This window comes from Methylobacterium terricola, from assembly GCF_006151805.1.
Lineage (GTDB): Bacteria > Pseudomonadota > Alphaproteobacteria > Rhizobiales > Beijerinckiaceae > Methylobacterium > Methylobacterium terricola.
Genome location: NZ_VDDA01000011.1, coordinates 74,229 through 99,936, shown reverse-complemented (window position 1 = coordinate 99,936; position 25,708 = coordinate 74,229). Strand labels below are relative to the sequence as shown.

Genomic DNA, 25,708 nt, shown 5'->3' with positions numbered 1-25,708 from the left:
GCGGAGGCGCACGATGGCGGAGGTGACGGCTGGCCGGGGCTGGATCGATGCCGTCCTCGACCGCCTCGCGCCGCCGCCGCTCTCCTCCTGGGCCTACGCCGTACGGATCTGGCTCGCCATGATGCTGGCGCTCTATGCCGGGTTCTGGCTCCAGCTCGAGAGCGCCTCCTCGGCCGCCGTCACGGTGGCGATCCTCGCCCAGCCGCGGCGCGGCCAGGCTCTGTCGAAGGCGGCCTACCGCTTCCTCGGCACGCTGGTCGGCTTCGCGGTCGCGATCCTGTTCACCGCGTTGTTCGGGCAGGACCGGGTCGAGATGCTGGTCGCCTTCGCGCTCTGGATGGGGCTCTGCGTCTTCGTCGCCAACTACCTGCAGGGCACCAAGGCCTACGGCGCCATGCTGTCGGGCTACACGGTGGCGATCATCGCGATCAACAACATCGACGCGCCGCAATCGGTGTTCGAGAGCGGCGTCGCCCGCGTCGCCGCGATCACGCTCGGGATCGTGTCGATCACCTTCATCAACGACGCGCTCGGCGCCCCTTACGTGTTCCCCGACCTCAGCGCCGGCATGGCAAAGGCCCGCGACGCGGTGCGCGACTTCGTCCGCCGCGCCGTGCGCGAGGGCGATCCGGGGCCCGAGAGCGCCGCCGACACGATGCGCCTGGTGGCGGCCCCGCGCGAGGCGATCGGCGTGGTGGCGACGGAGTTCCACGACGGCGAGAACCGGGCGGCGGGCGCACGCAGCGCGGTGGCGGCGCTGTTCGCATCGGTGGCCGCGGCCCGCTCCTTCGCGCTCGCCGTCGCGCGTTCGGGCGACCCGGAGACCGTGCGCGCCACGGTGCTCGCCGGGCTCGATGGCGACCGCGACGCCCTGCCCGGCTTGGTCGCCCGCCTCGACGCCCTCGCGGCGAGCGGCGACGCCGATCCCGATGCGGTGCTGCTGCACCGCCGCGCCATCGACCTCCTGCGTCAGGACCGGCTCGCCGAGGACGGCATCGATGCCCTGGAGACCGGACGCGAACCGGTGCGGGACATGCGCCTGCCGGTGCACCGCGACTTTCCGGACGCGATGCGCAACGCCGCCCGGGTCGTGATCACGATCGCGATCAGCGCGGCTCTGTTCGTGCTGAGCGGCTGGCCCGCCACCTCGGCGGCTCTGCTCCAGGTCTCGGCCTTCGCGGCGCTCGCCTCGGTCAACCCGAACCCGGTCGGCTTCGCGACGGGCGCGCTCTGGGGGATGCCGCTCGCCGCGGCCTGCGCCGGCATCGTCGAGTTCATCGTGCTCGACGGCGGCCAGGGCTTCCCGCTGCTCGCGATCGCGATGGCGCCGGTGATCGTCGTCGCCTGCCTGCTCAGCCTGCGGCCCGCCACCGCGAGCCTCGGCTTCATCCTGCTGGTGTTCTTCCCTGTCGTCCTCGCGCCGGCGAACCCGCAGCCCTACAACCCGGAATCCTACATCACCTCGAGCGTGCTGTTCTGCGTCGCCGGGCTGATCCTGTTCCTGGTGATCCGGATCGTGCTGCCGACCTCGAACGCCCAGCGCCGGCGCTGGTCGCTGCAAGCGGCCCGGGCCGACGTGATCGACGCCCTGTCGGGCGAGCCGCAGGAGGCCGACGAGCGGGTCAACCTCGACGCCGACCGCGTGGTGCAGTTCGCCGGCTGGGCCGGGACCGCGGGCGCGGTCCGCCGCGCCACCCTGCGCCACGCCTTCGCCCTCGCCGCCCTCGACACCGCCGCGGCCGGGGCGCAGGCCGGCCTGAACCGGCTCGCCGGGGCGCCGGCCTATGACGGCGCCGTGCGGGCGGCCCGCGCCGCCCTGCGGGGGGCTGACGGCGAGGCGCTGCGCCGGGCGGGCACCGCCCTGCTGGCCGCCGCCCGCTCGGGCCCGGCGGAATCGCGCCGCACCGCCACCCGCGTTGTGGCCGACCTCACCACCGCGTCCTATGTCGTCGAGGGTCAGGGCCGGGTGCTGCGGCGCCTCGGCCTGTGGCGGGCCGGGACGCGGGCTGGCGATGTTTCATGAGCTGACGATCGGCGGGGTGCTGGTCTCTCCCTTCGTCGCCTATGCCATGGCCGCCCTGGCGATCCTGCTGCTGTTGCGGCCGCTCCTGCGCCTCATCCGGTTCGAGCGCGTCTTTGCCAACCCGCCGCTCGCCGAGGCGGGCATCTACGTGTGTATCCTGGCGCTCTTGATCGTGCTGGTGTGAGGAGAGGATCGGTGGCGGTCAAGCGGACGACCCGGGGACGGCGCCTCTTGCGCATCCTGGCCACGCTGGTGGTGCTGTTACTCGCCGCCGCCGCGGCCCTGATCGTCTGGCAATACTACGTCACCGCGCCCTGGACCCGGGACGGGCGGGTGCGGGTCCAGGTCGCGAGCATCGCCCCCCAGGTCTCCGGCCAGATCACCGAGTTGCGCGTGGTCGACAACCAGTTCGTCCAGAAGGGCGACGTGCTCTACGTGATCGACCCGTTCGACTTCAAGGTCGCGCTCGATTCGGCCAAGGCCGATGTCGAGAACCGGGCCGCCGACCTCCAGGTCAAGCGCGCGCAAGCCGCGCGGCGCGAGGCGCTGACGACGGTCTCGACCTCGATCGAGGAGAAGCAGCAATTCGCCGGTACCGCCAAGCAGGCGGAGGCCGCCTTCGCCCAGGCCCAGGCCCAGGCCGCGCAGGCGGAGATCAACCTGAAGCGCACGGAGGTGCGCAGCCCGGTCAACGGCTACGTCACCAACCTGCTCCTGCGCGTCGGCGACTATGCCAGCGCCGGCACCCGCAACGCCTCGGTCATCGACGCCGATTCGTACTGGATCGACGGCTATTTCGAGGAGACCAAGATGGGCCACATCCGGGTCGGCGACCCGGCGAGCGCCGCGCTGATGGGCTATGCCGAGCCGATCCGCGGCCGGGTCGACAGCATCACCCGCGGCATCAGCACGTCGAACGCCGCAGCGAGCACGCAAGGACTGCCCGGCGTCGATCCGGTCTATACCTGGGTGCGGCTTGCCCAGCGGGTGCCGGTGCGGATCCGCATCGAGCAGGTGCCGCCGAACGTGGCTCTGGTCGCCGGCATGACCGCGACGGTCTCGGTCGGCGCCTACGCCCAGCCCGGCGACCGCCTGCGCGACGTGTTCAGCGCCTTCGTCGACCGGCTCGGGCCGCAACGTCCCGCGGGCGCGGCGGTACAGCCGGCCGGGGTGACCACGACGGTGAAGGGCTCGCACGACGTCTCGACCCTGCCGGCCCCCGACCCGAAGGCGGGCCCGAGCGCCGAGCAGGTCGCCCCCGGCATCGCGCCGGGCATCAACGCGGCGCCGGAGACGGCGCCCGCCAAGGACACGGCGAAAGACCCACGCGGTTCGCATCGCCACGGCTCCGGCCGCACCGCACGGGATTGACACGCTCCCGCTTCGCACGGCACAGGAGAGGGGCTTCACCGCGCGCGGGCGTGGCGGAATTGGTAGACGCAGCGGACTCAAAATCCGCCGTCCTCACGGATATGTCGGTTCGAGTCCGACCGCCCGCACCACCTCCCGAAGCCTCTCCCTCATTTCGCCGACGCGGCCCGCCTCACGTCCGTTGCAGCAGGACCGGACAGTCGGCCGGCGTGCGATGCTCGCGGAACGCCGCCGCGATGGTGCGCAGCGTCGCCTTCGTCCGCGCATCGGACAGGGACGCGTGCAGGACGATGTCGTGCGAGGGCAGAGGCGGCAGGCCGAGCCGGCCGCCGACCTCGACGGCCTTCTCCGGGGCGAGCCGGCACGGGAAGGCCGCGACCGCGAGCCCGGCCGAGATCGCCGCGCCGTTGGCGGTCGTGCCGCCGACGAAGGCCTCCGTCCAGGCGATGCCGGCGCGATCGAGCAGGCGCGTCGCCTGATCGCGCATGGCGCAGAAGGGCGAGAGCGTGGCGAGCGGCAACGGCTCGCCCGCGCGATGCACGAAGTCCGGCGCGGCGAACCAGCCGACATGTTCCGGCCCGAGGATCTCGCCCTCGCGCCGGTCGTCGTCGCTGCGGATGATCACGGCGTCGAGGGTCCCGCCATCGAGGGCCTCCATCAACGTCCAGGCATTGTCGAGCAGGACTTCGACCGTGAGGGCCGGATCGACGGTCCTCAGGCGCGCGAGCAGGGTCGGCACCTCGGGTCCCATCACGTGGCTGGCGATGCCGAGCCGGAAGCGGCGGCGTGTGGCCGTCAGCCCGGCGACGGCGCGCTCGTGCGCAGCCAGGAAGTCGCGTGCCGGCGCGAGGAAGGTCTCGCCCTGTGCCGACAGCCGCACCTGCCGGGGCGTCCGCTCGATGAGCCTCTGGCCGATCCGGTCCTCCAGCCGCTTCAGCTTGACGCTGACGGCGCCCTGCGTCGTGCCGAGCGCCTCCGCCGCGCGGGTGAAGCTCCGGTGCTCCGCCACCAGCACGAAGGCGCGGACGGCGTCGACATCCAACGTCAGCATGGCGGCGATCCATCACGATCCGTTGTCACTGAAATAGGCGGACATCCCGTTGCGTCATGGTCCAGCCGGGGACAACGTGCGGGGCACCGTCACCCACCGCTGCTGCGACACCTGTCCCTGCGACGACCGTCCGTCGCGCAGGATCGCCCCGTCGCGGCCGCGGGACGTCCAGGGACCGCCATGTCCGTTCGTTGCATGCCGCGCAACGCCGCCGCCCTCGCGGCCGTCTGCCTCTCCGCATTGATGCTAGGGCTGGAGATCTCCAGCGTCCCGGCGGTCCTGCCGACCCTGGAGCAGGTTCTCCGGGCCGACTTCCGCGACCTGCAATGGATCATGAACGCCTACACCATCGCCATGACGACCTGGCTGATGGCGATGGGCGCCCTGGCCGACCGCTTCGGCCGCAAGCGCGTCTTCCTCGCTGGCCTCGCGGTGTTCGGGGCGGCCTCCCTACTCTGCGGGCTCGCCGCGAGCGCGATAGGGCTGATCGCCGCCCGATTCCTCCAGGGGACCGGCGCCGCCGCGATGCTGGCCTGCCAGACCGCCGTGCTCTCACACCAGTTCCGCGACGGCCCGAATCGCGGCACGGCCTTCGGCGCGTATGGCATCGTCCTCGGCGTCGGGCTCGGCTTCGGCCCGCTCGTCGGCGGCCTCGTCGTCGCCGCGTCGACCTGGCAGTGGGTCTTCCTCGTCCACGCCGTCCTGGCGGTGGTGGCGATGATCCTGGCCCGGGCCGGCGTGGAGGAATCCTCGGACCCCGACGCTCTGCGGATCGACCTCGCCGGCATGGTCACCCTGTCGGCGTCGGTGTTCTGCGTCGTCTTCCTCATCAGTCGGGGACAAGCGCCCTCGCCCGCCGATCCGGCCGGCCTCCTCGCGGCCGTCATCGGCACGCTGAGCGTCGCCCTGTTCGCCGTCGTCGAGACCCGGACGCCGCGGCCGATGGCCGACGTCCGGGCCTTCCGCATCCGCCGCTTCTCGGGGGCTCTCATCGGCGCGGGCGGCATGAACTTCAGCTTCTGGCCGTTCGTGATCTACCTGCCGATCCACGTCCAGTCGGGGCTCGGGCTCGACGGCGTCAGTGCGGGCCTCGCACTCCTCGCCTACACGCTGCCGACCCTGTTCGTCCCGCCCCTCGCCGAGGTGCTGCTGCGGCGTTGCGGTCCGCACCGCGTCATCCCGCTCGGTCTCCTCACCATCGGGCTCGGTTTCACGCTGATGCGCGTTGCCACGGCCGCCGCTCCGGCGAGCTGGGCCGCCCTGTTGCCCGGATGCCTTCTCGCCGGGATTGTGACCGGGCTCGCCAACACGCCGGTCACCAACACCGCGACCGCCGCCCGTCCGGCCGAGCGGGCCGGCATGGATCCGGCCGGGCGGGCCGGCATGGCCTCGGGCATGGACATGAGCGCCCGGATGATCTGCCTGGCGATCAACATCGCGGTGATGGGCGCCATCCTGATGCAGGGCGTTCGCGCCAGCCTCGTGCGCCAGGTGCCTCAGACCGAGTCCGCTCTCCTCGACCGGCTGGCGGAGACGATCGCCGCCGGCAACCTGACGGCCGGGGATTTGGGCGGGATGGCGGTCGGCGCCGAGGCGGCCCGCGAGGCGCTCCTGCACGGCTTCGGCTGGGTGATGCTCTATGCGGCGTTCTGCGCCTGGACCATGGCCGCGCTCAGCCTCGTCGTCTTCGGTCATGGGACGGTCCCGGTCGAGGCCGAGGGCCGCGGCGGGAGGACGGGCGCGCGTGCGGCGCACGATCCCGGAGGCGCGCTCACGCCGTCGACGCCGCCAGCGCCCGCGCCAGCACCGGCATCACCCGCGCATCCCCCATCTGCGCCACGTTGAACCGCATCCGCTGCGTCGCCGTGCGCGACACGCTGAAGACGTCGCCGGGGGCCAGCACCACCCCCTCGCGCAGGGCTGCCCGGGCGACGGCCGCCGCGTCGCGCCCGTCGGGCAGGCTGCACCAGAGATAGAACCCGCCCCGCGGCATCAGCCAGGGCCGGACGCCGAGATCCGCCAGCCGCTCGGCGGTCTCGCGCCGCGACCGGGCGAGGCGCCGGCGCAGGCCCTCGATGTGCTTGCGGTAGGCCCCGTCCCCGATCGCAGCGGCGACGAGGTCCGCCGCCATCGGACTGACCCCGCCGAAGCTCGTCGCCACCTGGAGGTCGATCAGCGCCTCGATCCAGTCGGGCCTGGCGGCGACGTAGCCGCAGCGGACCGAGGCCGAGAGGGTCTTGGAGAAGCTGCCGATCCGGATCACCCGCTCAAGCCCGTCCAGCGCGGCGAGGCGCGGCGACGGCTCGGGCTCGAACGGGGCGAAGATGTCGTCCTCGACGATGGTGACCTCGTGCGCCGCGGCGGCGTTGAGGATCCGGTGGGCGATGGCGGGCGAGAGCGTCGCCCCGGTCGGGTTGTGGAGCGCGGAATTCGTGACGTAGAGCCGCGGCCGGTGCGCCTCCGCGATCCGCGCGAACAGTTCGGGGTCCGGCCCAGACTCGGTGTAGGGGACGCCGATCACCTCGGCCCGGTGGGCACGCAGCAGCGCCTGGAAGTTGAAGTAGCACGGATCGTCGACCAGCACCGCATCGCCCGGTCGGACCAGCAGGCGGCAGATCAGGTCGATCGCCTGGGTGCCGGAGCCGGTCAGCAGGATCCGGTCCGGACCGATTCCCACCCCTTCCTCGGCGAATTGCCGCGCCAGCAGCCGGCGCAACGGCAGCGGCCCCCGCGTGGCGCCGTAATTGGTCAGCACCGCATCCTCGGCCCTGGCCAGCCCGCGGGCGGCCCGGCGCAGGGAGGAGAGCGGCATCCAGTCCGGCGGCAGCCAGCCGCAGCCGGGTTTCGGGAGATCCGGCTCGCCGTCGAGGGATTGCCGCGACACCCAGAGCGGATCGACCGCCCGGTCGAGCCGCGGGCCGATCTCGGCCAGCGTCAGAGGCGGGGCGGAGGCGGCCGCGTAGAAGCCGGAGCCGGGCCGCGAGCGCACCGCCCCCTCCGCCGCCAGCCGCTCATAGGCTTCGACGACGGTCGAGGGCGAGACGCCCATGGCGGCGGCGAGTCCGCGGATCGAGGGCAGCCGCTCCCCCGGCGCCAGCCCCTGCGCCGCGATCCGCCCGCGGATCGCCTGCATGACCGCCGCCGTGCGGCCGCCTTCCGTCATCGCGCCATCCCCGATCGTGCGGCTCGTCGCACCCGTACAGTTCGGGGCAACCGTACGGGACCGTGCCTTCGCGGGCTATGTCGGGGACGCTACGTCTCCCGGATATGCGGAAGCGTCCGGGACAGGCTATGGCGCACATCCTCCCTCTCCCGTGCGGGAGAGGGGATCCCGCGCCACGACCGTCCCCGGCACCGGAGACATCGGAATGATGCCGCGATCGGCGAATGGATGGGGCAGCGGGCTCCTCGGGGTGGTGATCTTCAGCGGCTCGCTGCCGGCGACCCGGGTCGCGGTCGGCGGCTTCTCGCCGCTCTTCCTCACCTCGGCCCGGGCGGTGATCGCCGCGATCCTGGGCGCGGGCCTGCTGTGGGGCTTGAGGCAGACGCGGCCGGCCCGGTCCGACCTCGCCTCGCTCGGCATCGTGGCGCTCGGCGTGGTCGTGGGCTTTCCCCTGCTGACGGCGCTGGCGCTTCAGCACGTGACCTCGGCCCATTCGATCGTGTTCATCGGCCTCCTGCCCCTTGCCACCGCCCTGTTCGCGGTCCTGCGCGGGGGGGAGCGGCCGCGGGCGGCGTTCTGGGTCTTCTCGCTGATCGGCAGCGCCGCGGTGGCGGGCTTCGCGCTCGTCCAGGGCGGGCCGGCCTCCCTGGCCGGCGACCTGCTGATGCTGGCCGCCATCCTGCTCTGCGGGCTCGGCTACGCGGAAGGCGCGGCCCTGTCGCGCCGGTTGGGAGGCTGGCAGGTGATCTCCTGGGCGCTGGTTCTCGCCTTGCCGGCGATGGTGCTCCTGGCGCTCGCGACCCGGCCGACGGGCATCGCGCAGGTCGGCGCGCCGGCCTGGCTCGGCCTCGCCTACGTCTCCGTGTTCAGCATGCTGATCGGCTTCGTGTTCTGGTACCGCGGCCTGGCGCGGGGCGGCATTGCCGGGGTAGGCCAGCTCCAGCTGCTCCAGCCCTTCCTCGGCCTCGCGCTCGCGGGCCTGCTGCTCGGCGAGCCGGTCGCCCCGTCGATGATCGCCGTGACGGGCCTCGTCGTGCTCTGCGTCGCGGGGGCCAAACGGTTCGCCTGAGGGGGACGGGTGATTCGCCCCATCCTGGGCCAAGCGCTGACGGCGAGGGTTGACGGCGCGTTTACGGCATCGTGCGCATGTTACGCACCATGCGTCGTGGCATCGTAGCGTTCTCAGCCCTCACGCTCTTCGGCCTGGGGCTCACCGGATGCGCGCTCAACCGGTTTGAGCAGCGCGAACCCTGGCGGAATCAGGCCGAAGAGGTCTGCCTCGCCCAGAAACTCGTTCGTCCGAGCGAGGACATCCAGCCGGTCAAGGAGATCGACGGGCCGGGCGTCTGCGGCATGGTCCATCCGTTCCGGGTCACCCGGCTCGCCGGCGGCACCGTGGCGCTCAAGCAGCGCATGACGCTGGCTTGCCCGATCATCCCGGAGGTCGAGGCCTGGCTCGCCGGCACGGTGCAGCCGGCGGCGCAGATCTATTTCGGCCAGCCGGTGGTCGAGATGAATTCCGGCTCCTATTCCTGCCGCGGCCGCAATAACCAGGTCGGGGCGAAGCTCTCCGAGCACTCGTTCGGCAACGCCGTCGACGTGATGTCCTTCCGCTTCGCCGACGGCTACGTGGTGACGGTGAAGGGCGGCTGGCGCGGCACCGAGGCCGAGCAGGGCTTCTTGCGGGAAGTGTTCCTGGGCGCCTGCAACCACTTCACCACGGTGCTGGGGCCGGGGTCGAACATCTACCACTACGACCACCTGCACCTGGATCTCGCCCGGCACGATCCGCGCGGTCTGCGCCGCATCTGCAAGCCACTGATCAAGTACGAATCGCAGCTGCCGCCGCCCGGCACTCCGCTCTCGCCGATCCGCAAGAAGCCGCCGGCCTGGCAGCCCGCCCCGGATCCGGCGCCGGTCGATGTCGAGCAGGACGATCCCTACGGCCTGTCGCCGACGAGCGCCCGCGAGACCGGAACCCGGGTCGCCCACACGCCGGCGCCCCGTCCCGCGCCCGTCCACGCCTACGCACCGCCTTCCCCGGCCCCCTCCCCCGCGCCGCGGCCGGCGCTCACCGCCGAGCCTCGGGCCCTGCCGGAGCCGCTGCCGATCAGCCCGAGCTGGTCGTCGGGGCCGATCTACTGATCGGGGGCGGCCGTCCGCCTCCGCATGCCGTCCTGGCTCCGCCTCAGGCCACCGCCCCGCCCAGATCCGCCACCACCGCCCGCCGCGCCGCCGCGTCCTCGGCCAGGCGATGCACGTGCATCTCGGTCGCCCCGCGGGCCCGCGCGCGGGTGAGCCAGCCGCGGGCGAGGCGCTCGCGCGGGCTCTCGCCGGCCGCAGCCACCGCCACCAGCTCGGCGGTGCCGTCGCCGCCGCGGCGCACTGCGATCACCACCGCCTCGCCGACCTCGGCCGGGTCGTCATCGAGGGCGTGGATGCCCACCACGTAGCGGCGGCCCGACTGGCCGCGCCAGGCGCTCAGCGGCAGGGCCGGGGTGCCACGCAGGCCGGTGGTCGTTCTCAGGCGCTCCTCACGCACGTCCATTCTCCTCGCGCGGTCGTTCTGGATGTCCCGCATCGCCACCGACCAGGACAGGGCTCGTTTGTTCGCCATTTGTTCCAGCCTAGTTCCGATTCCGGAGGTCCGTCAAGCGCGAAGGATCGGTGTCCACCTGATCTGGAGAGAGGGCGCGGGCGCTTCAAGGTGCAGGGGCGCGGCGGCCGGCATTTTCGGCCGCCGCACGCTGTCTCACCAGCGGTGATGCCAGCCGTGGTGGTGGCCCCAGCCGCCCCAGCCGACACGATGCCAGCCGCCGCCATATCCCCAGGGCCGGCCCCAGCCGCCACGATGCCAGCCGACATGGCGGTAGCCGTAGCCCCAGGGACGGTAGCCCCAGCGCGGGCCGACGACCACGGTCCGGTAGCCGACGACGGGGGCGTAGAAAACCCGCGGCCCGAAATTCGGGCGGCACCAGCCGCGCCAGTTCCGGTGGAATCCGGGGCCGCAGCCGTCACGGGCTTCCGCGGTCGTTCCCGTGCCGACGAGGGCACCGAGAGACAGGATCGTGGCGCCAGCCACCATGCTCCAACGCATCATAGCCTCCTGTTGCGAGGCCCAAGAAATGCACGGGGCGGCGTTATCGTTGCGCGGATTACGAAGAGTTAATGGTCCGCTGCGGAGATCTCGCGACGGCTGTGCTTGCGCCGTCGAGACGTCGTGCGCGTCGAGTGGTCAGCCCTCCCGCGCCCGCGCGGTGCCGTCGGCGGCGACCGCCTCGCGCACCAGGGCGTCGGAGGCGGTCTCGATGCGCCGCTGCAGCTCGGGCAGGAACGCGTCTCGCGGGAGACCCGGCGGGATCACCGGCAGGAACTCGATGACCGCGGTGCCGGGCCGGTAGGTCAGGCGCCGGCGGCCCCAGAACACCCCGGTATTGAGTGCCACCGGCAGGCAGGGCACGCCGAGGCGGTCGTACATGTGGGCGACGCCGAACTTGTAGGCCGGCGGCGCGCCGACGGAGCGCCGGGTGCCCTCGGGAAAGATGATCAGGCGGCGGCCGTCGGCCATCGCGGCGGCGGCCTCCTCGTTCATCAGCGCCAGGGCGCGGGAGCCCTTCGAGCGGTCGATCGCCACCATCTCGCTGCGGGCGAGGAACCAGCCGAACAGCGGCAGCCACATCAGCTCGCGCTTGAGGATGTAGGAGAAGTCGTCGAGCACGGTGACGAGGGCGACGGTCTCGAGCGCCGACTGGTGCTTGGCGGCGACCAGCACGGCGCCGGCCGGCCGGTGCTCCAGGCCCCGAAACTCGACCTTGAGGCCCACGATCGCGTGCAGCAGCGTCAGCGTGATGCGGCCCCAGGTCTGGGCGAGCCAGACCACGCCGCGCCGGCTGACCAGCGTGGGCAGGCCGGCGATCAGCAGCGCCGCGGTGACGAGGTAGAAGGCGATGGTGAACAGGATCGAACGGACGAGCGGCATGACGGGCGGCAAAGCGAACCTTCGGGCCGCGCCCCTCGGGCGCGGACGGGACCGCGGCGCCCGGTCGAAGCGCCGCCCGCACGGGGCGGTGCGCTCTCCTTAGAGCATTTCGCCGCGCGCGGAACAGGGGATGCCGGGGGCGCGACGACCGGCCGGTCGCCATGGTCGGATGCCGGAGGGGAAAAAACGTGCTTTAAGCCTCGACGGACCCGCGCGGGAGACGCGGGCGACGGGAATCGGTCCGCGCGAGGCGCGGACAACCAGGAGGACGCCATGACCACGCTCACGCGCCGCCGCGCGCTGCATCTCGCCGTTGCCGGCGCCGTCGCGGGCCCGGCGGTGCTGCGCATCACCCGGGCGCACGCCGCCGAGTTCAGCCTGAAGGCGGCCAACAACACCCCGATCAGCCATCCGCTCACGGTCTACATGACCAAGGCGGCGGACGCGATTCGCGAGGAGACCGGCGGCAAGGTCGACATCAAGCTGTTTCCCAACAACCAGCTCGGCGGCGACACCGACATGCTGAGCCAGCTGCGCTCGGGCGCGCTGGAATTCTTCACCCTCTCGCCCCTGATCCTCGCCACCCTGGTGCCGGCGGCCTCGATCAGCGGCGTCGGCTTCGCCTGGTCGTCCTACGACAAGCTGTGGCCGGCGATGGACGGCGATTTCGGCGCCCACGTGCGGGCGCAGATCGAGAAATCCGGCCTCTACGCCTTCGACCGCATCTGGGAGAACGGCTTCCGCCAGACGACCTCGTCGACCCGGCCGATCCTGAAGCCCGAGGACTTCAAGGGCTTCAAGATCCGGGTCCCGCCGAGCCCGATGTGGACCTCGATGTTCAAGGCGTTCGACGCCGCCCCGATGACGATCAACTTTGCGGAGGTGTACTCGGCGCTGCAGACGAAGATCGCCGAGGGCCAGGAGAACCCGCTGACGCTGATCGACACCGCCAAGCTCTACGAGGTGCAAAAGTACCTGTCGAAGACCAACCACATGTGGGACGGCTTCTGGCTCCTGTCGAACGGCAAGATCTGGCGCGGCCTGCCGCAGGACGTGAAGACCGTGGTCGCCAAGCACTTCAACGCCCAGGCCGTGGCGCAGCGCGCGGACATGGCCCAGCGCAGCGGCACGACCGAGCAGGACCTGCGCGCCCGCGGCCTCACGATCCAGGACGTCGACACCAAGGCGTTCCAGGCCAAGCTGCAATCGGCCGGCTTCTACAAGGAGTGGAAGGGCAAGTTCGGCGACGACGCCTGGGCGCTGCTCGAGAAGCACACCGGGCCGATCGCCTGATCGGATCGTCCCTCCGTCCGCCTGCGCCTCGCCATGCCGGTGCGCAGGCGTCCGGTGCGTCACGCTCCGACGGCGCGCGCCGCGGGAGCCTGGACCACCACGGGGCGGCCGAACAGGAATCCCTGCGCCTCGGTGAAGCCCTCCTCGCGCACCACCGCGAGCTGGGCCGGGGTCTCGACGCCCTCGGCCACCGTCTCAATGCCGAGCCGGCGCCCGAGCTCCGAGACGATGCCGACGATCGCCCGGCAATCGGGCCGCTCGACCGCGTCCCGCACGAACGAGCCGTCGATCTTGATGCGGTCGAACGGGAAGGCGCGGACCCGGGCCAGCGACGAGAAGCCGACGCCGAAATCGTCGAGCGAGATCCGCACCCCCATGGCATGCAGGAGCTGCAGATCGTCGACGATCCCGGTGCCGGCGTTGCTCAGCACCGTCTCGGTGATCTCGAGCTCGAGGCGGCGCGGATGCAGGCCGGTACGGGCGAGGATCTCCTCCACCGCCTTCGGCAGGCTGCCGTCGCCGAGCTGGCGCACCGAGACGTTGACGCAGACCCGGGCCGGGTCGGGCCAGGTGGCGGCATCGGTGCAGGCGCGCTCCAGCACCCACAGGCCGAGCGCCCGGATCAGGTCCGACTTCTCGGCGAGCGGGATGAAGCGCTTGGGCGAGACCGGGCCGCGCTCCGGGTGGGTCCAGCGCAGCAGCGCCTCCCGGGCGCTGACCGCCCCGTGGGCGAGGCCGATGATCGGCTGGTAGGCGATGCGGAGCTGGCCGGACTCGGCGGCGTGGTGCAGGTCCTGCTCGATCCGCTGCTCCTCGCTGCGCTCGGATTCGAGGGCCGGGGTGAACAGGCGCCACGCCGCCTTGCCGGCGGCCTTTGCGGCGTAGAGCGCGCAATCGGCCTGGCGCAGCATGGCGTCGGGCGTGGTGCCGTCCTCCGCGAAGGCGATGCCGATGCTGGCGGAGACATGGCACGGGCGCTGGCCCTCGATCCGGTAGGGCCGGGCGAGATCGATCAGCAGCCCCTCGGCGAGCGACACCGCCAGCTCGCCGGCGCCGCCGGGCAGCAGCAGGGCGAACTCGTCGCCGCCGAACCGGGCCGGAATGCCCCGCTCCGGTGCCGCGCGGCCCAGGCGCTCGGCCACCTGACGCAGCAGCGCGTCGCCGGCCTGATGGCCGAGATCGTCGTTGACCGCCTTGAAGCCGTCGAGGTCGAGGAACAGCAGGGCGGTGCCGGCCGGCAGCGCCCCGTCGATGGCGCTCTCGTGCAAGCGGCGCCACAGCATCGTCCGGTTCGGCAGCCCCGTCAGCGCGTCGTGATGGGCGAGACGGCTGATCTCCAGCTCGGCCTGGCGCTGGCGCGTCACGTCCTCGAAGGTGACGACGAACGCCCCCCCGGGCACCGAGCGGCGCACCAGCGCGATCGCGCGGCCGTCCGGGGTGGTCGCCACGATCGCCTCGTCGCGGTTCAGGAGCGCCTCGTGCCCGGCGACGAGCGCGGCGCCGTCCCGGAAGTCGGCCTCCGGCCCGACGAAGACCAGCGCCCAGATCGCCTCGATCGCGGTACCGACGAGGTCGCCCCTGCCGCACATGGCGAACATCTCGAAGAAGCGCTGGTTGATCAGCCGCACCTTGCGGTCGGCATCGAACAGGCACAGGCCCTGCGACATCGTCGAGAGGGCGAGGTCGAGGATCAGCGCCACCGCCTCGTACTGGCCGCCCTCGTCCCGCAGCGGGGTCACGTCGCGGATGATCTGAGCGAAGCCCTCGAGCGTCCCGCCGTGATGGATCGCCGCGATGGCCGTCTGGGCGCGGAAGCGGCTGCCGTCGCGCCGCGGCCACCAGCCCTCGGTCTCGTAGCGTCCGGCCGCGCGGGCGGCCGCCAGGGCGGCGACGCTCACGTCGGGCGTGTCGTCATACGCGAAGGTGCGGCCGAGGACCTCCGCCGCCGGAAAACCGGTCAGCCGCTCCGCCCCGGGATTCCAGGCCACCACCCGCCCATCCGTGTCGAGCAGGCACAGGGCATGGTCCGTCACGCCCCAGACGAGTTGGGAATAGGCGCGGTGAAGGACCGAATCGGCAGCCGGCTCGTCCCGGTGGATCCCCACCGCCATGCGCCCCTCACTCGCCATCCGCAACGCTCCACCGGGCGACATCCCGGCGGCAGGCTAAGCGATTTGGTGCGGGAGGTTGAGCGCTTTCTTGCCCGAGCCCGGCCCGGCGCCATCGATCGCGGCGGGCCGGCCCCGGCATTCCTCGATCCCCTCGCCGCGATCCCCCCGCCTCACTCCCACTCGATCGTGCCGGGGGGCTTCGAGGTGATGTCGTAGGTGACCCGGTTGATGCCCTTGACCTCGTTGATGATCCGGGTCGCGACCCGGCCCAGGAACGCCATGTCGAAGGGGTAGAAATCCGCCGTCATGCCGTCGACCGAGGTGACGGCGCGCAGCGCGCAGACGTGGTCGTAGGTGCGGCCGTCGCCCATCACGCCGACGGTCTTGACCGGCAGGATCACCGCGAAGGCCTGCCAGATCGTGTCGTAGAGCCCGGCCTTGCGGATCTCCTCCAGGTAGATCGCGTCGGCCTTGCGCAGCGCGTCGAGCTTCTCGCCGGTGATCTCGCCGGGGCAGCGGATCGCGAGGCCGGGTCCCGGGAAGGGATGGCGGCCGACGAAGGCTTCGGGCAGGCCGAGCTCGCGGCCGAGCACCCGGACCTCGTCCTTGAACAGCTCGCGCAGGGGCTCGACGAGCTTCATGTTCATGCGGGCGGGCAGGCCGCCGACATTGTGGTGGCTCTTGATCGTCACCGACGGTCCGCCGGTGAACGACACGCTCTCGATCACGTCCGGGTACAGCGTTCCTTGGGCCAGGAAATCGGCCCCGCCGATCTTCTTGGCCTCGGCCTCGAACACGTCGATGAACAGGCGCCCGATCGTCTTGCGCTTGACCTCCGGGTCGGTGACCCCGGCGAGTTCGCCGAGGAACAGGTCGGACGCTTCGACGTGGACGAGGGGAATGTTGTAGTGGTCGCGGAACAGGCGCACCACCTCCTCGGCCTCGCCCTGGCGCAGCAGGCCGTGATCGACGAAGACGCAGGTGACCTGCTCGCCGATCGCCTCGTGGATCAGCACCGCGGCCACCGCCGAATCGACGCCCCCGGACAGGCCGCACAGCACCTTGGCGCCGCCGACCTGGGCGCGGATCCGCTCGATCGCCTCCTCGCGGAAGGCGGCCATCGACCAGTCGCCGGTGCAGCCGGCGATGTCGCGCACGAAGTTGCGGATGAGCAGCGCGCCGTGCGGGGTATGCGCCACCTCGGGGTGGAACTGCACCGCGTAGAAGTTCCGGGATTCGTCGGCCACCGCCGCGAAGGGGGCGTTGGGCGAGATCGCCACGGTGGTGAAGCCGTCGGGCAGCTTCGTCACCCGGTCGCCGTGGCTCATCCACACCGGGTACTTCTCGCCGACGTGCCAGACGCCGCGGAACAGGGCGCTGTCGGCGATGATCTCGACCTCGGCCCGGCCGAACTCGGCGTGGTGCCCGCCCTCGACCTCGCCGCCGAGCTGGGCCGCCATGGTCTGCTCGCCGTAGCAGATGCCGAGCACCGGCACGCCGGCTTCGAACACCGCCTGCGGCGCCCGCGGCGAGGACGCGACCGTGACCGATTCCGGCCCGCCCGACAGGATCACCGCCCGCGGCTTCATCGCCGCGAAGGCCGCCTCGGCCGCCTGGAACGGCACGATCTCGGAATAGACCCCCTCCTCACGCACCCGTCGGGCGATGAGCTGGGTCACCTGGCTGCCGAAATCGATGATGAGGATCTTGTCGTGCTCGGTCGTCATGGACCGATGAACTAGACGAGGGCCGCCCCGCGCGCAACGCGCCGGGATGCGGGTCCCTGGTGCGTCCACGGCATTAACCGGACGTTCATGCGCTAACAGCGAGGGAGGCGCCCCCAACCCACCAGACAAGGAGCCTCGCCATGCGAGCCATCGTCCTCGGGATCGCCGCCACCCTCGCCACGGGCTTGAGCCTCGCGCCGGCCTCGGCCCTGCCGGTCGCCCCCGGCGGTACGGTCGCGCCCGTCGCCTCGATCGAGCAGGCGCAGTACGTCACCCGTCGGGTGGTTCGCCGCGGTCCGCGCTGCACGGTCGCGGTGACCCGCACCCGCGGCCCGTTCGGCCGGGTGGTGGTGCGCAAGGTGCGCCGCTGCTTCTGACCTGACGCGAGAGGGCGGCCCCGTGCGGGCCGCCTTCTTCAGCCCGGCCAGACCGCCAGCGGCGCCCGGAGCGCCGCCACGAAGGCGAGCGGCTGGTCGACCATCACGTGATGGTAGGCCTCCGGCAGGTCGATCCGGGGCGAGCCCGGCGGCAGCAGGCCCTGGACATAGGCCGCGTCGGCCGGGCGCATCAGGTCCGAGCGGGCGCCGGTGACGAGGGCGAGCGGGCAGCGCGCCTCCCGCACCATCGCGGCCCGGTCCGGCAGGGCGAGGCGGGCCCAGAGCGACGGGTCGAAGCGCCAGCTCCAGCCGCCCGCGACCTCCCGCAAGGATTCCCGGGCGATCAGGTCGGCGATGTAGAGCGTCTCGCAGGGCTGCATCGGCGCGAAGCGGAACCGCCCGAGCGCCTCCTCAAGGGTCGGGTAGATCCGGTGCGGCGCGAATCGCCCGTCCTCGCGCCGGCGCCCGGCGCGGCGCTCCGGCGAGAAGATCGGCGGATCGACGATCACCGCGCCGCGCCAGCGGCCCGCCGCCCGCCCGGCCTCGGTCAGCATCGGGAAGCAGCCGAACGAATGCCCGACCATCACGGGCGCCCCCGCCTCGAACAGGCCGGCCGACTCCGCCGCCGCCCCGATCTCGTCGGCGAAGGTGTCGAGGTCGTAGGTCTCGCGCCAGTCCGAGCCGCCCATGCCGGACCAGGACAGGGCGGCGACGCGGTGCGATTCGGCGAAGAACGGCGCGATGAAGCGCCACCAGCCGGCATGGGCACCGTTGCCGTGCAGCAGCATCAGCCCGGGCCGGCCGCTCTTGCCCCAGACGAAGGTCTCGATACCGGCGCCCGTCACGGCGACGCGGCCGATCCGCGGCCGATCCGCGACGGCGTCCCGGAACCAGTCGGGCGCCGGCGGAACGTCGCCCTCGAGGTGGCGGAGGGGGGCGGAGAGGTTCGGATCGGGGGGCAGCGCGCTCACGGGGCCGATGATGCGGCCGGGCCGGAGGCGGTGTCAATCCAGATTGGAACCTGCGGTATGGGGATCGCAGCCCCTGCGATCGCCAGGCTTCGAAACTCCGGTCTCTCACGCCCGGATGAATCCGCGCCGCCGCGCCCAGGTCGCGAACAGGCCCGGCCACGCCGCGGCGGGCGAGCCCGGCACGCCGAGATTGAAGCCGTGGCCGCCGCGCTCGAACAGGTGCATCTCGACCGGCACCTCGACCGCCCGGAGCGCCGCGAACATCAGGAGGGAATTGTCGACGACGGCGATCGGGTCGTCGGCGGCCTGGGCCAGGAAGGTCGGCGGGGTCTCGGGGGGAACGCGCGTCTCGACCGAGTAGGCCTCGGTGGCGACCCGGGTCGGGCTGTCGCCGACGAGGACGCGGCGGCTCGAGGTGCGGTCGAACGGCGGCTTGAGGGTGATGACCGGGTAGAGCAGGGCCGCGACATCGGGCCGGGCCGAGAGCGCGTCGTCCTCGTCCACGGCCGCGTAGAGCGGTGCGGCGAAGCGGGTGCTGGCCGCGCCCATCAGGTGGCCGCCGGCCGAGAAGCCCATCACGCCGATGCGGTTCGGCTCGTAGCCGTAGCGCCGGGCTCGGGCGCGCACCAGGCGCACCGCCCGCAGGGCATCCTGGATCGGCGCGTCCGCCCCCGCGGCCCACCCCTCGCCGGGCAGCCGGTAGACCAGCGCGAAGGCGGTGACGCCGAGCCCGTTCAGCCAGCGGCCGACCGGCACCGCCTCGTGGCCGAGATCGATCCGGCGGTAGCCGCCGCCAGCGGCGATCACCATCGCGGTTCCGGTGGAGCGCGCCGGGCGCATCACCAGCAGGCAGGGCTCGGCGACGCCGGTGACGACGCCCTCCCGGCTCTCGTCGAAGCGCGGCCCGTCGGGATTCGGGCCCCCTCCCCCCGGCGGCCGGCCGGGCCAGAGCGGCAGCACTTCAAGCGCCGCGCCGGGGATGGTCTCGGGCGGCGCGTCGGGTCCTGCGGGTTTATCCTGCCCTGCGGGTCTGCCCTGTCCCACGGACGGCTCCTGCCCGGCGGGGCCCGCCGGCTGCGCGACGGCGGCGGGCGCGAGGGCGAGGCCGGCCGCTCCCGTGAGCAACGTCCTGCGATGCAGCACCATGCCGACCGTCCGACACTCCGCGAAGACCCCGATATCGTCCCACGGCTCGCCGGCCGCGGGACTGATCGTCCGACTTGCATAAGGCAAGCCGCGGCCGATGCACGGCGAAAAAATACCGGCGCGGCCGGGCGATGCGCCTCAGGGACGATCCGGCCGGCGCTCCAGGGCCGCGACGTAGAAGCCGTCGGTGCCGGTCCGCTCCGGGCTCATCTGGATCCCGTGCGCGGTGCGCCGCACCCTGGCGGCGACGGCCTCGGGCAGGTCGAGCGCCGTCGGCGCGACGTCGTCGCGCCGGGCCGCCAGCCCGGCCAACGCCGCGTCGTTCTCCTCCGGCAACAGCGAGCAGGTGACGTAGAGGATCCGTCCGCCCGGCCGCACCAGACGCGCCGCGCGGTCGAGCACCGCCTCCTGCTCGGCGACGCGGGTCGCGAGGCTGCCGGGCCGCAGGCGCCACTTGGCGTCCGGGTTGCGGCGCCAGGTGCCCGAGCCGGTGCAGGGGGCGTCGACGAGGACGAGGTCGGCGGTGCCGTCGAGGTCGGTCAGCACGTCCGGGCGGCCCTTGCCGCCGCGCGGCGTGCGCACTTCGGCCGTGGCACCGGCCCGGCGCAGGCGCTCGTGGATCGGTGCCAGACGCCGCGGATCGCCGTCGGTGGCGATCAGCCGGCCCTCGTTGCCCATCAGGGCGGCGAGCGCCAGGGTCTTGCCGCCGCCGCCGGCACAGAGATCGACCACGGCCATGCCGGGCTTCGCGCCGGAGAGCCGGGCGGCGAGCTGCGAGCCCTCGTCCTGGATCTCGAACCAGCCCTCGAGGAATTCCGGCTCGACATGGAGCGCCGGCCCGCGGCCATCCTCGCCGAGCGGGACCCGCAGGCCGTCCGGCGACAGCGGCGTCGGCTCCGCGTTCAAATGCGCCATCGCCTCCCGGGTGCCCTCGCGCGTCGCCTTGAGGGTGTTGACCCTTATGTCGAGCGGCGCGCGGCGGGCGAGCGCCCGCAACTCGGCCAGGAGGTCGTCGCCCAACGCCGTCTGCAGCGACGGCACCACCCATTCGGGCACGTCGCCGGCGATATGGACCGGCGCATCGGCCAGCGTGCCGCTCTCGAGCCGGAGGCGCTCGGCCCCGGTGAGGGGGGCGGGCGCGAAGCGCTCGCCGGTGAACAGCTCCGCGATGGTCTGGGCCGCGAGGCCGCGCTGAAGCCGCAGCGAGCCGACCAGCACGGCCCGCGGCGTGTCCTCGCCCATCACCCAGGCGGCCGAGGCGCGGCGGCGGAGGGCGTCGTAGACCAGGGTGGCGATGGTGGCGCGGTCGCCCGAGCCGGCGAAGCGGTGGGCGAGGCCCCAATCCTTCAGGGCGTCAGCGACCGGGCGGCGGCGCTCGGCGATGTCGGCCAGGACTTCGATGGCGGCGGAGAGACGGGCGCCGGGGGTCATCGCGCCACCATCGATCGTGCAACTCCCGGTCGCGAAACCGCCACGATCGCGCCGCGGGACGGGCCCCTTACGGCCAAGCTTTCGGCCCGCACGGCCGTGACACCTCGACCGTTCATCCCGCAAGGCCGGAGTTCCGACCGCATGATTCCTCGTCCCATTCCGTCCGCCCTCGCCGTGAGTCTCGCCGGCCTGATCGCGCTCGCGGCCGGTGCCTGCGCCACCGCCCCGGCGGCGCCGGCCGTCGACCTCACCCCGCCGCCGCCCCGGCCCTACGACGCCAAGACGCAGCTCGAATACGGCAGCCCGCCGCCGCGGGCCCCGCGCTACTGAGGCGGCTCCCTTACCCTCCTGGCGCCGGGATGGCGAGCAGCCGCCTCATGCCAGGAGGATTTTTGCCCCGAAGATCAGCCACATCGCCATCAGGGTGATCGCCCCGGCGAGATAGGCCTGGAAGCGGCGGATCACCACGTTGGTGGTGGCATAGATTCCCGCATGGACGATCCGCGTCAGCACGAACAGCCAGGCGAGGCCGACGAACAGGAGGTCGGCCTTGGCGGTCGCGAGGGCAAGGCCGGTCAGGACGTAGAACAGGACCGGCAATTCGAACTGGTTGGCGAAGGCGTTCGAGACCTGTTGCACCGGCGCCGGCCAGGTGCGCTCGCCGAGCGAGATGTCCGGCAGCTTCACCTGTCCGACCCGCGCCGCGGCGAAGCGTTTGCGCCCGGTCCAGAGCAGCAGGCCGAAGGTCAGCAGGACCTGGACGAAGACGGGAGCGAGGACGGCTTTGGGGCTCATGGGGTCCTGACATGCGCGTTGAAGATCGCCGGGCTTCGCCGACGGACGTGATCCTATCCTCCCCATCCTGGCGCCGCGCAGCGGAACCCTGGTTCCGCCAGCGCTGTCGGTGCAGGATGACGCGGAGCGCTGACCGCCTCGCCGTGCGACGTCAGCGGTGATGGATCCCGGGCTCCCGACTTCGCCGAGCCCCGGGATGGCGTCGAGGGTGCGGGCGTGACGGCCTCCCATCGCTCTCTGGATCGACGATCGGCGAGATGGCGGGCACGTCGAACCGTGCTCCCCGCCCGCCCCCGCAAATCCCCCTCCCGCCCCCTTTCGCAACCGCCCCGGCAGCGCTACATGAGGTCGGCGGGGCTGCGGTTCTCGTCAGGAGACACATTCCCCGGGGCCTTATCGACTCCCTCGGGAGCTGTCACTGCCCTGGTCCGTGGACCGGGGCATTACGGCGCCCACCTACTTCGTAGGTTTCCCGGGATCGATTCTCCAACGGCTCTCGTGGCTCCGCGCTGGACTTTCATGACGACGGACGTTTCTCCCGCCTCTCCGGACAAGGCCAGCTTGCGCAAGGCGGCGCTGGGACGGCGGGACGGGCTGGCGGTCGAGGCCCGCGAGGCGGCCTCCCGCCGCATCGCCGAGATCGTGCTCGGCCTTCCCGACATCGCGACGGCCGACATCGTCTCGGCCTATTGGCCGATCCGCAGCGAGGTCGACCTGCGGCCGCTGATCGTCAGCTTGCGGGCCCGCGGCCAGGCGGTGGCGCTGCCGCAGGTGACGCCGGACGGGCTGGTGTTCCGCCTCGTGGGCGAGGGCGACGCGCTCGCCGCCGGCGGCTTCGGCCTCAGCGAGCCCGGGCCCGACGCCGCGATCGTCGAACCCCGCGCCCTCCTCGTCCCGCTCGCCGCCTTCGACCGGCGCGGCCACCGCATCGGCTACGGCAAGGGCTATTACGACCGGGCGCTGGCCCGCCTGGACGCCCGCGAACCCGCTCTCGCCATCGGCATCGCCTTCTCCGCCCAGGAGACCCCGCGCGTGCCGGACGGCCCGCACGACCGGCCCCTCGACGGCATCGTCACCGAGGTGGGCTTCCTCGCGACCACCGGAGACTGACACCCGCCATGCGCCTCCTCTTCCTCGGCGATGTCGTCGGCCGGCCGGGCCGCCTGGCGGTGAGCGAGCGCCTGCCGGCCTTGCGCGAGCGCTGGCGCCTCGATTGCGTGGTGATCAACGGCGAGAACGCCGCCGGCGGCTTCGGCATCACCGAGAGCATCTGCGAGGAGCTGATCAATGCCGGCGCCGACGCGGTCACCCTCGGCAACCACTCCTTCGACCAGCGCGAGGCGCTGGTGTTCATCGCCCGCCAGCCGCGGCTGGTGCGGCCGGCGAACTACCCGCCCGGCACGCCGGGCCGCGGCGCCACGGTGGTCGAGACGCCGAGCGGCGCCCGGGTCCTGGTGGTCAACGTGATGGGTCGGATCTTCCTCGACCCCCTCGACGATCCGTTCGCGGCGGCCGAGCGCGAATTGTCCGCCTGCCCCTTACGCGACGCCGCCGACGCGGTGATCGTCGACGTCCACGCCGAGGCGACGAGCGAGAAGGAGGCCTTCGGCTGGTTCCTCGACGGCCGGGCGAGCCTCGTCGTCGGCACCCACACCCACGTGCCGACCGCCGACCACCGCATCCTGCCGGGCGGCACCGCCTACATGTCCGATGTCGGCATGTGCGGCGACTACGATTCGGTGCTCGGGATGCAGAAGGACGAGCCGGTGCGCCGCTTCCTCCAGAAGACGCCGGGCAGCCGGCTGGAGGCGGCGACCGGCGAGGGCACCCTGTGCGGCCTCGCGGTCGAGACCGACGACGCCACCGGCCTCGCCCGGCGCGTGAGCCCGGTGCGGCTCGGCCCGCATCTCGAGGAAACCTGGCCGCGGCACTGGGACTGATCCGGTCCGGCGCGCCGAAACCCCGGGACCCCGGTCCGCGCCGGCTTGATCGGCCAAGCCGCACCCGGCAGAGTGCAGGTCGATCCCCGGCAGGCCGGTCGCCGCCGGTCGCTGCCCTGGCGACCGGCGGGGGCGGCCCCGAGACAGTGAGTACAGCCCGCGATGGCGGCGAGCGCAGCGTCCCCTCCCCTGACATCGCCGCGGATCTACCTCATCCGCATGGCGGTGTTCCTGACGCTGGCCGGCTTCCTGGCCTTCGTGCTCTACCGCCAGATCGTGCCGGCCTTCATGGCCAATCCGGGCCTCAACGGCCTGATCCTCGGCGCGACCCTGATCGCCATCCTCATGGCCTTCGGGCAGGTGCAACGCCTGTTCCGCGAGGTGCGCTTCGCCAACCGCACCGCGGCCGGCGCCGCCGATCCCGGCAGCCCCCGCGTGCTCGGCGCCCTGGCACCGGCCCTGCGCGAGGCGAAGGCCGGCCGCCCGCACCCGCAGGCGCAGTTCCAGCCGCTCCTCGACAGCGTGGCCTCGCGCCTCGACGAGGGGCGCGAGATCCTGCGCTACATCGGTGGCCTGCTGATCCTGCTCGGCCTGCTCGGCACCTTCTGGGGCCTGATCGACACCCTGTCGGCGGTGGGCGGGGTGATCCGCTCGATGCGGGCCGGCGGCGGCGACGCCGCGGTGATGTTCGACGAGCTGAAGAGCGGGCTCGCCGTGCCGCTGTCGGGCATCGGCCTCGCCTTCTCGGCCTCGCTGTTCGGCCTCGCCGGCTCCCTGGTGATCGGCTTCCTCGACCTCCAGGCGGGGCAGGCCCATACCCGGTTCTACAACGAGCTGGAGGACTGGCTCGTCACCGCCGCAGGGCCCGCGCCGGCCCCGGTGCCGGTGCCCGTCACGGTGCCGGCCGCCGCCGCGCTCGCCGCCGCTCCCGCGCCACGACCGACCGAGCCGGCGCCGCGGGGCGACGCGGTGCTCAAGGACATCGCCGACGCGATGACCCGGCTCGGCACCCTCGTCGGCGACAGCACCGCCCATGGCCGGGCGAGCACGCAGGCGATGGCGAACCTCGCCGAGGGCATCCAGGGCCTCGTCCAGCACATGCGGGCCGAGCAGCAGATGATCCGTGACTGGGTCGAGGCCCAGGCGAACCGCGAGCGCGAGCTGAAGCAGGTGCTCGACCGCCTCGCCCGGGAGAAGGTGGAGTGAGTTCGGAGACCCTCCGCTGATGGCCGGCCGCCTCGTCCGGCGCGACCGCGCCCTCAACATCTGGCCGGGCTACGTCGACGCGCTGACGACGCTGCTGCTCTCGGTCGTCTTCCTGCTGACGATCTTCGTCACCGGCCAGTTCTTCCTGTCGCAGGAGCTGTCCGGCCGCGACACGGTGCTGGAACGGCTCAATCGCCAGATCTCGGAACTGACCGACCTGCTGGCGCTGGAACGCTCCGGCAAGCGGGCGCTGGAGGAGAGCGCCGCCTCCCTCCGGGCGAACCTCTCCGGCTCCGAAGCCGAGCGGAAACGGCTCCAGGGCCTGCTCGCCACCGATCAGGGCGCGCAGGGCAAGGCCGCCGAGCTCGGCCGCCAGCTCGACGCCGAGAAGGGGGCGACGACGCGGGCGCTCAGCCAGGTCGACCTCCTCAACCAGCAGATTGCGGCGATGCGCCAGCAGCTCGCCGCGCTCGAGGACGCTCTGGCCGCCTCCGAGACCCGCGACCGCGAGAGCCAGGCCCGCATCGCCGATCTCGGCAGCCGCCTCAACGTCGCGCTGGCCCAGCGGGTGCAGGAGCTGGCGCGCTACCGCTCCGACTTCTTCGGCCGCCTGCGCCAGATCCTCGGCAACCGCTCCGACATCCGCATCGTCGGCGACCGCTTCGTGCTGCAATCCGAGGTGCTGTTCGCGGCGGGCCAGGCGGTGCTGAAGCCTGAGGCGGGCCCGGAAATCGACCGGATCGCGAGCGCGATCCTGGAACTCAACCGCCAGATTCCGGCCGACATCCCGTGGGTGCTGCGGGTCGATGGCCATACCGACGCGCGGCCGATCAACTCGCCCCAGTTCCCGTCGAACTGGGCGTTGTCGGCGGCCCGCGCCATCGCGGTCGTGCAGTACCTCGTGGGGAAGGGCATCCCGCCCCAGCGGCTGCTCGCCGGCGCCTTCGGCGAGTTCCAGCCCCTCGATGCCGGGACCAGCGAGGACGCGTATGCCCGCAACCGGCGGATCGAGATGAAGCTGACGGAGCGGTGAGCGGGGGCTCAGCGCTGGCCTCCGAAAATCCAGTCCAGTGGTTCCTGCCACCCCCCGACGTCATCCCGGGTTCTCGCCTTCGGCGAGCCCC

General features: G+C 72.6%; 23 protein-coding genes, 1 tRNA gene, 1 other RNA gene and 1 pseudogene. 15 read left to right on the top strand and 11 right to left on the bottom strand.

The features are described 5' to 3' along the window. Positions 1 to 13: 13 nt before the first annotated feature. From FF100_RS21775 to FF100_RS21760, 4 genes and pseudogenes are all read left to right on the top strand, one after another. Positions 14 to 2,023, top strand: coding sequence for an FUSC family protein (locus FF100_RS21775; RefSeq protein WP_139037838.1), 2,010 nt, complete (start codon positions 14 to 16; stop codon positions 2,021 to 2,023). Then, on the top strand, positions 2,013 to 2,207 hold the full coding sequence (locus FF100_RS21770) for a DUF1656 domain-containing protein (protein ID WP_139037837.1): 195 nt from the start codon (positions 2,013 to 2,015) through the stop codon (positions 2,205 to 2,207). The genes FF100_RS21775 and FF100_RS21770 overlap by 11 nt, the downstream gene beginning before the upstream one ends. 11 nt (positions 2,208 to 2,218) lie before the next feature. Next, positions 2,219 to 3,091: pseudogene (locus tag FF100_RS21765) on the top strand (efflux RND transporter periplasmic adaptor subunit); the annotation flags it as partial. 347 nt (positions 3,092 to 3,438) lie between these two features. After that, a tRNA-Leu gene (locus tag FF100_RS21760) sits at positions 3,439 to 3,525 on the top strand. Positions 3,526 to 3,566: 41 nt separating this feature from the next. Here FF100_RS21760 and FF100_RS21755 read toward each other — a convergent pair. Next, positions 3,567 to 4,445 (bottom strand): LysR family transcriptional regulator, encoded by an 879-nt coding sequence (locus FF100_RS21755; protein ID WP_139037835.1) that lies wholly within the window; start codon positions 4,443 to 4,445, stop codon positions 3,567 to 3,569. Between the two features lie 180 nt (positions 4,446 to 4,625). On the opposite strand from FF100_RS21755, the gene FF100_RS21750 reads away from it, so the two are divergent. After that, positions 4,626 to 6,290, top strand: coding sequence for an MFS transporter (locus tag FF100_RS21750; protein WP_205824973.1), 1,665 nt, complete (start codon positions 4,626 to 4,628; stop codon positions 6,288 to 6,290). Here the strand turns inward: FF100_RS21750 and FF100_RS21745 are convergent. After that, positions 6,217 to 7,608 (bottom strand): aminotransferase-like domain-containing protein, encoded by a 1,392-nt coding sequence (locus FF100_RS21745; protein WP_139037834.1) that lies wholly within the window; start codon positions 7,606 to 7,608, stop codon positions 6,217 to 6,219. The two genes, FF100_RS21750 and FF100_RS21745, sit on opposite strands and share 74 nt — an antisense overlap. A 208-nt stretch (positions 7,609 to 7,816) precedes the next feature. Here FF100_RS21745 and FF100_RS21740 point away from each other — a divergent pair, with 208 nt between their 5' ends. Beyond that, on the top strand, positions 7,817 to 8,677 hold the full coding sequence (locus tag FF100_RS21740) for a DMT family transporter (protein ID WP_139037961.1): 861 nt from the start codon (positions 7,817 to 7,819) through the stop codon (positions 8,675 to 8,677). Between the two features lie 89 nt (positions 8,678 to 8,766). Beyond that, positions 8,767 to 9,753: an extensin-like domain-containing protein gene (locus FF100_RS21735; RefSeq protein ID WP_139037833.1), complete on the top strand. Its 987-nt coding sequence runs from the start codon at positions 8,767 to 8,769 to the stop codon at positions 9,751 to 9,753. Between the two features lie 43 nt (positions 9,754 to 9,796). Here FF100_RS21735 and FF100_RS21730 read toward each other — a convergent pair whose 3' ends face one another. The 3 genes from FF100_RS21730 to FF100_RS21720 all read right to left on the bottom strand — a co-directional run bounded on the left by FF100_RS21730 (position 9,797) and on the right by FF100_RS21720 (position 11,587). Then, positions 9,797 to 10,225, bottom strand: coding sequence for a hypothetical protein (locus tag FF100_RS21730; protein WP_139037832.1), 429 nt, complete (start codon positions 10,223 to 10,225; stop codon positions 9,797 to 9,799). 135 nt (positions 10,226 to 10,360) lie between these two features. Beyond that, positions 10,361 to 10,705 carry a GCG_CRPN prefix-to-repeats domain-containing protein gene (locus FF100_RS21725; RefSeq protein WP_342779019.1) on the bottom strand — a complete coding sequence of 115 codons (345 nt, stop codon included), beginning with the start codon at positions 10,703 to 10,705 and terminating at the stop codon, positions 10,361 to 10,363. A 138-nt stretch (positions 10,706 to 10,843) separates the two neighbouring features. Next, the gene (locus FF100_RS21720) at positions 10,844 to 11,587 is read right to left on the bottom strand and encodes a lysophospholipid acyltransferase family protein (RefSeq protein WP_139037830.1); all 744 of its coding nucleotides are present in this window, start codon (positions 11,585 to 11,587) and stop codon (positions 10,844 to 10,846) included. A 273-nt stretch (positions 11,588 to 11,860) separates the two neighbouring features. Here FF100_RS21720 and FF100_RS21715 point away from each other — a divergent pair, with 273 nt between their 5' ends. After that, entirely contained in the window at positions 11,861 to 12,880 is a 1,020-nt protein-coding gene (locus FF100_RS21715; RefSeq protein WP_139037829.1) for a TRAP transporter substrate-binding protein, read from the top strand. 59 nt (positions 12,881 to 12,939) lie between these two features. Here FF100_RS21715 and FF100_RS21710 read toward each other — a convergent pair whose 3' ends face one another. Both FF100_RS21710 and guaA read right to left on the bottom strand, forming a co-directional pair. Next, a complete protein-coding gene (locus tag FF100_RS21710; protein ID WP_171070285.1) occupies positions 12,940 to 15,009 on the bottom strand; it encodes a putative bifunctional diguanylate cyclase/phosphodiesterase in 2,070 nt (689 codons plus the stop codon). Between the two features lie 152 nt (positions 15,010 to 15,161). Further along, positions 15,162 to 16,718: a glutamine-hydrolyzing GMP synthase gene (gene guaA / locus FF100_RS21705; protein ID WP_139037827.1), complete on the bottom strand. Its 1,557-nt coding sequence runs from the start codon at positions 16,716 to 16,718 to the stop codon at positions 15,162 to 15,164. Positions 16,719 to 16,858: 140 nt separating this feature from the next. Between guaA and FF100_RS21700 the strand changes: the two genes are divergently transcribed. Further along, the gene (locus tag FF100_RS21700; RefSeq protein ID WP_139037826.1) at positions 16,859 to 17,095 is read left to right on the top strand and encodes a hypothetical protein; all 237 of its coding nucleotides are present in this window, start codon (positions 16,859 to 16,861) and stop codon (positions 17,093 to 17,095) included. Positions 17,096 to 17,133: 38 nt separating this feature from the next. Here FF100_RS21700 and FF100_RS21695 read toward each other — a convergent pair whose 3' ends face one another. The 3 genes from FF100_RS21695 to FF100_RS21685 form a co-directional block, all read right to left on the bottom strand. Next, positions 17,134 to 18,066, bottom strand: coding sequence for an alpha/beta fold hydrolase (locus FF100_RS21695; protein ID WP_205824971.1), 933 nt, complete (start codon positions 18,064 to 18,066; stop codon positions 17,134 to 17,136). A 105-nt stretch (positions 18,067 to 18,171) separates the two neighbouring features. Beyond that, complete coding sequence (locus tag FF100_RS21690; protein WP_139037825.1) at positions 18,172 to 19,212, bottom strand: alpha/beta hydrolase; 1,041 nt, start codon at positions 19,210 to 19,212, stop codon at positions 18,172 to 18,174. Between the two features lie 138 nt (positions 19,213 to 19,350). Next, on the bottom strand, positions 19,351 to 20,643 hold the full coding sequence (locus FF100_RS21685; RefSeq protein ID WP_139037824.1) for an RsmB/NOP family class I SAM-dependent RNA methyltransferase: 1,293 nt from the start codon (positions 20,641 to 20,643) through the stop codon (positions 19,351 to 19,353). 141 nt (positions 20,644 to 20,784) lie between these two features. On the opposite strand from FF100_RS21685, the gene FF100_RS21680 reads away from it, so the two are divergent. Beyond that, a complete protein-coding gene (locus tag FF100_RS21680) occupies positions 20,785 to 20,973 on the top strand; it encodes a hypothetical protein (protein ID WP_048435485.1) in 189 nt (62 codons plus the stop codon). A gap of 45 nt (positions 20,974 to 21,018) precedes the next feature. Here FF100_RS21680 and FF100_RS21675 read toward each other — a convergent pair whose 3' ends face one another. Further along, positions 21,019 to 21,438, bottom strand: a complete 420-nt coding sequence (locus tag FF100_RS21675) for an MAPEG family protein (protein ID WP_139037823.1) — start codon at positions 21,436 to 21,438, stop codon at positions 21,019 to 21,021. A gap of 351 nt (positions 21,439 to 21,789) precedes the next feature. Here FF100_RS21675 and ssrS point away from each other — a divergent pair. From ssrS to FF100_RS21650, 5 genes are all read left to right on the top strand, one after another. Continuing rightward, positions 21,790 to 21,947: non-coding RNA, 6S RNA (gene ssrS / locus FF100_RS21670), on the top strand. Positions 21,948 to 21,957: 10 nt separating this feature from the next. After that, positions 21,958 to 22,548, top strand: a complete 591-nt coding sequence (locus FF100_RS21665; RefSeq protein ID WP_139037822.1) for a 5-formyltetrahydrofolate cyclo-ligase — start codon at positions 21,958 to 21,960, stop codon at positions 22,546 to 22,548. Positions 22,549 to 22,556: 8 nt separating this feature from the next. Then, positions 22,557 to 23,378 carry a TIGR00282 family metallophosphoesterase gene (locus FF100_RS21660; RefSeq protein ID WP_139037821.1) on the top strand — a complete coding sequence of 274 codons (822 nt, stop codon included), beginning with the start codon at positions 22,557 to 22,559 and terminating at the stop codon, positions 23,376 to 23,378. Positions 23,379 to 23,540: 162 nt separating this feature from the next. Beyond that, positions 23,541 to 24,584, top strand: coding sequence for a MotA/TolQ/ExbB proton channel family protein (locus FF100_RS21655; protein WP_139037820.1), 1,044 nt, complete (start codon positions 23,541 to 23,543; stop codon positions 24,582 to 24,584). A gap of 19 nt (positions 24,585 to 24,603) precedes the next feature. Continuing rightward, complete coding sequence (locus FF100_RS21650; RefSeq protein ID WP_139037819.1) at positions 24,604 to 25,617, top strand: peptidoglycan -binding protein; 1,014 nt, start codon at positions 24,604 to 24,606, stop codon at positions 25,615 to 25,617. The last annotated feature ends 91 nt before the right edge of the window (positions 25,618 to 25,708 follow it).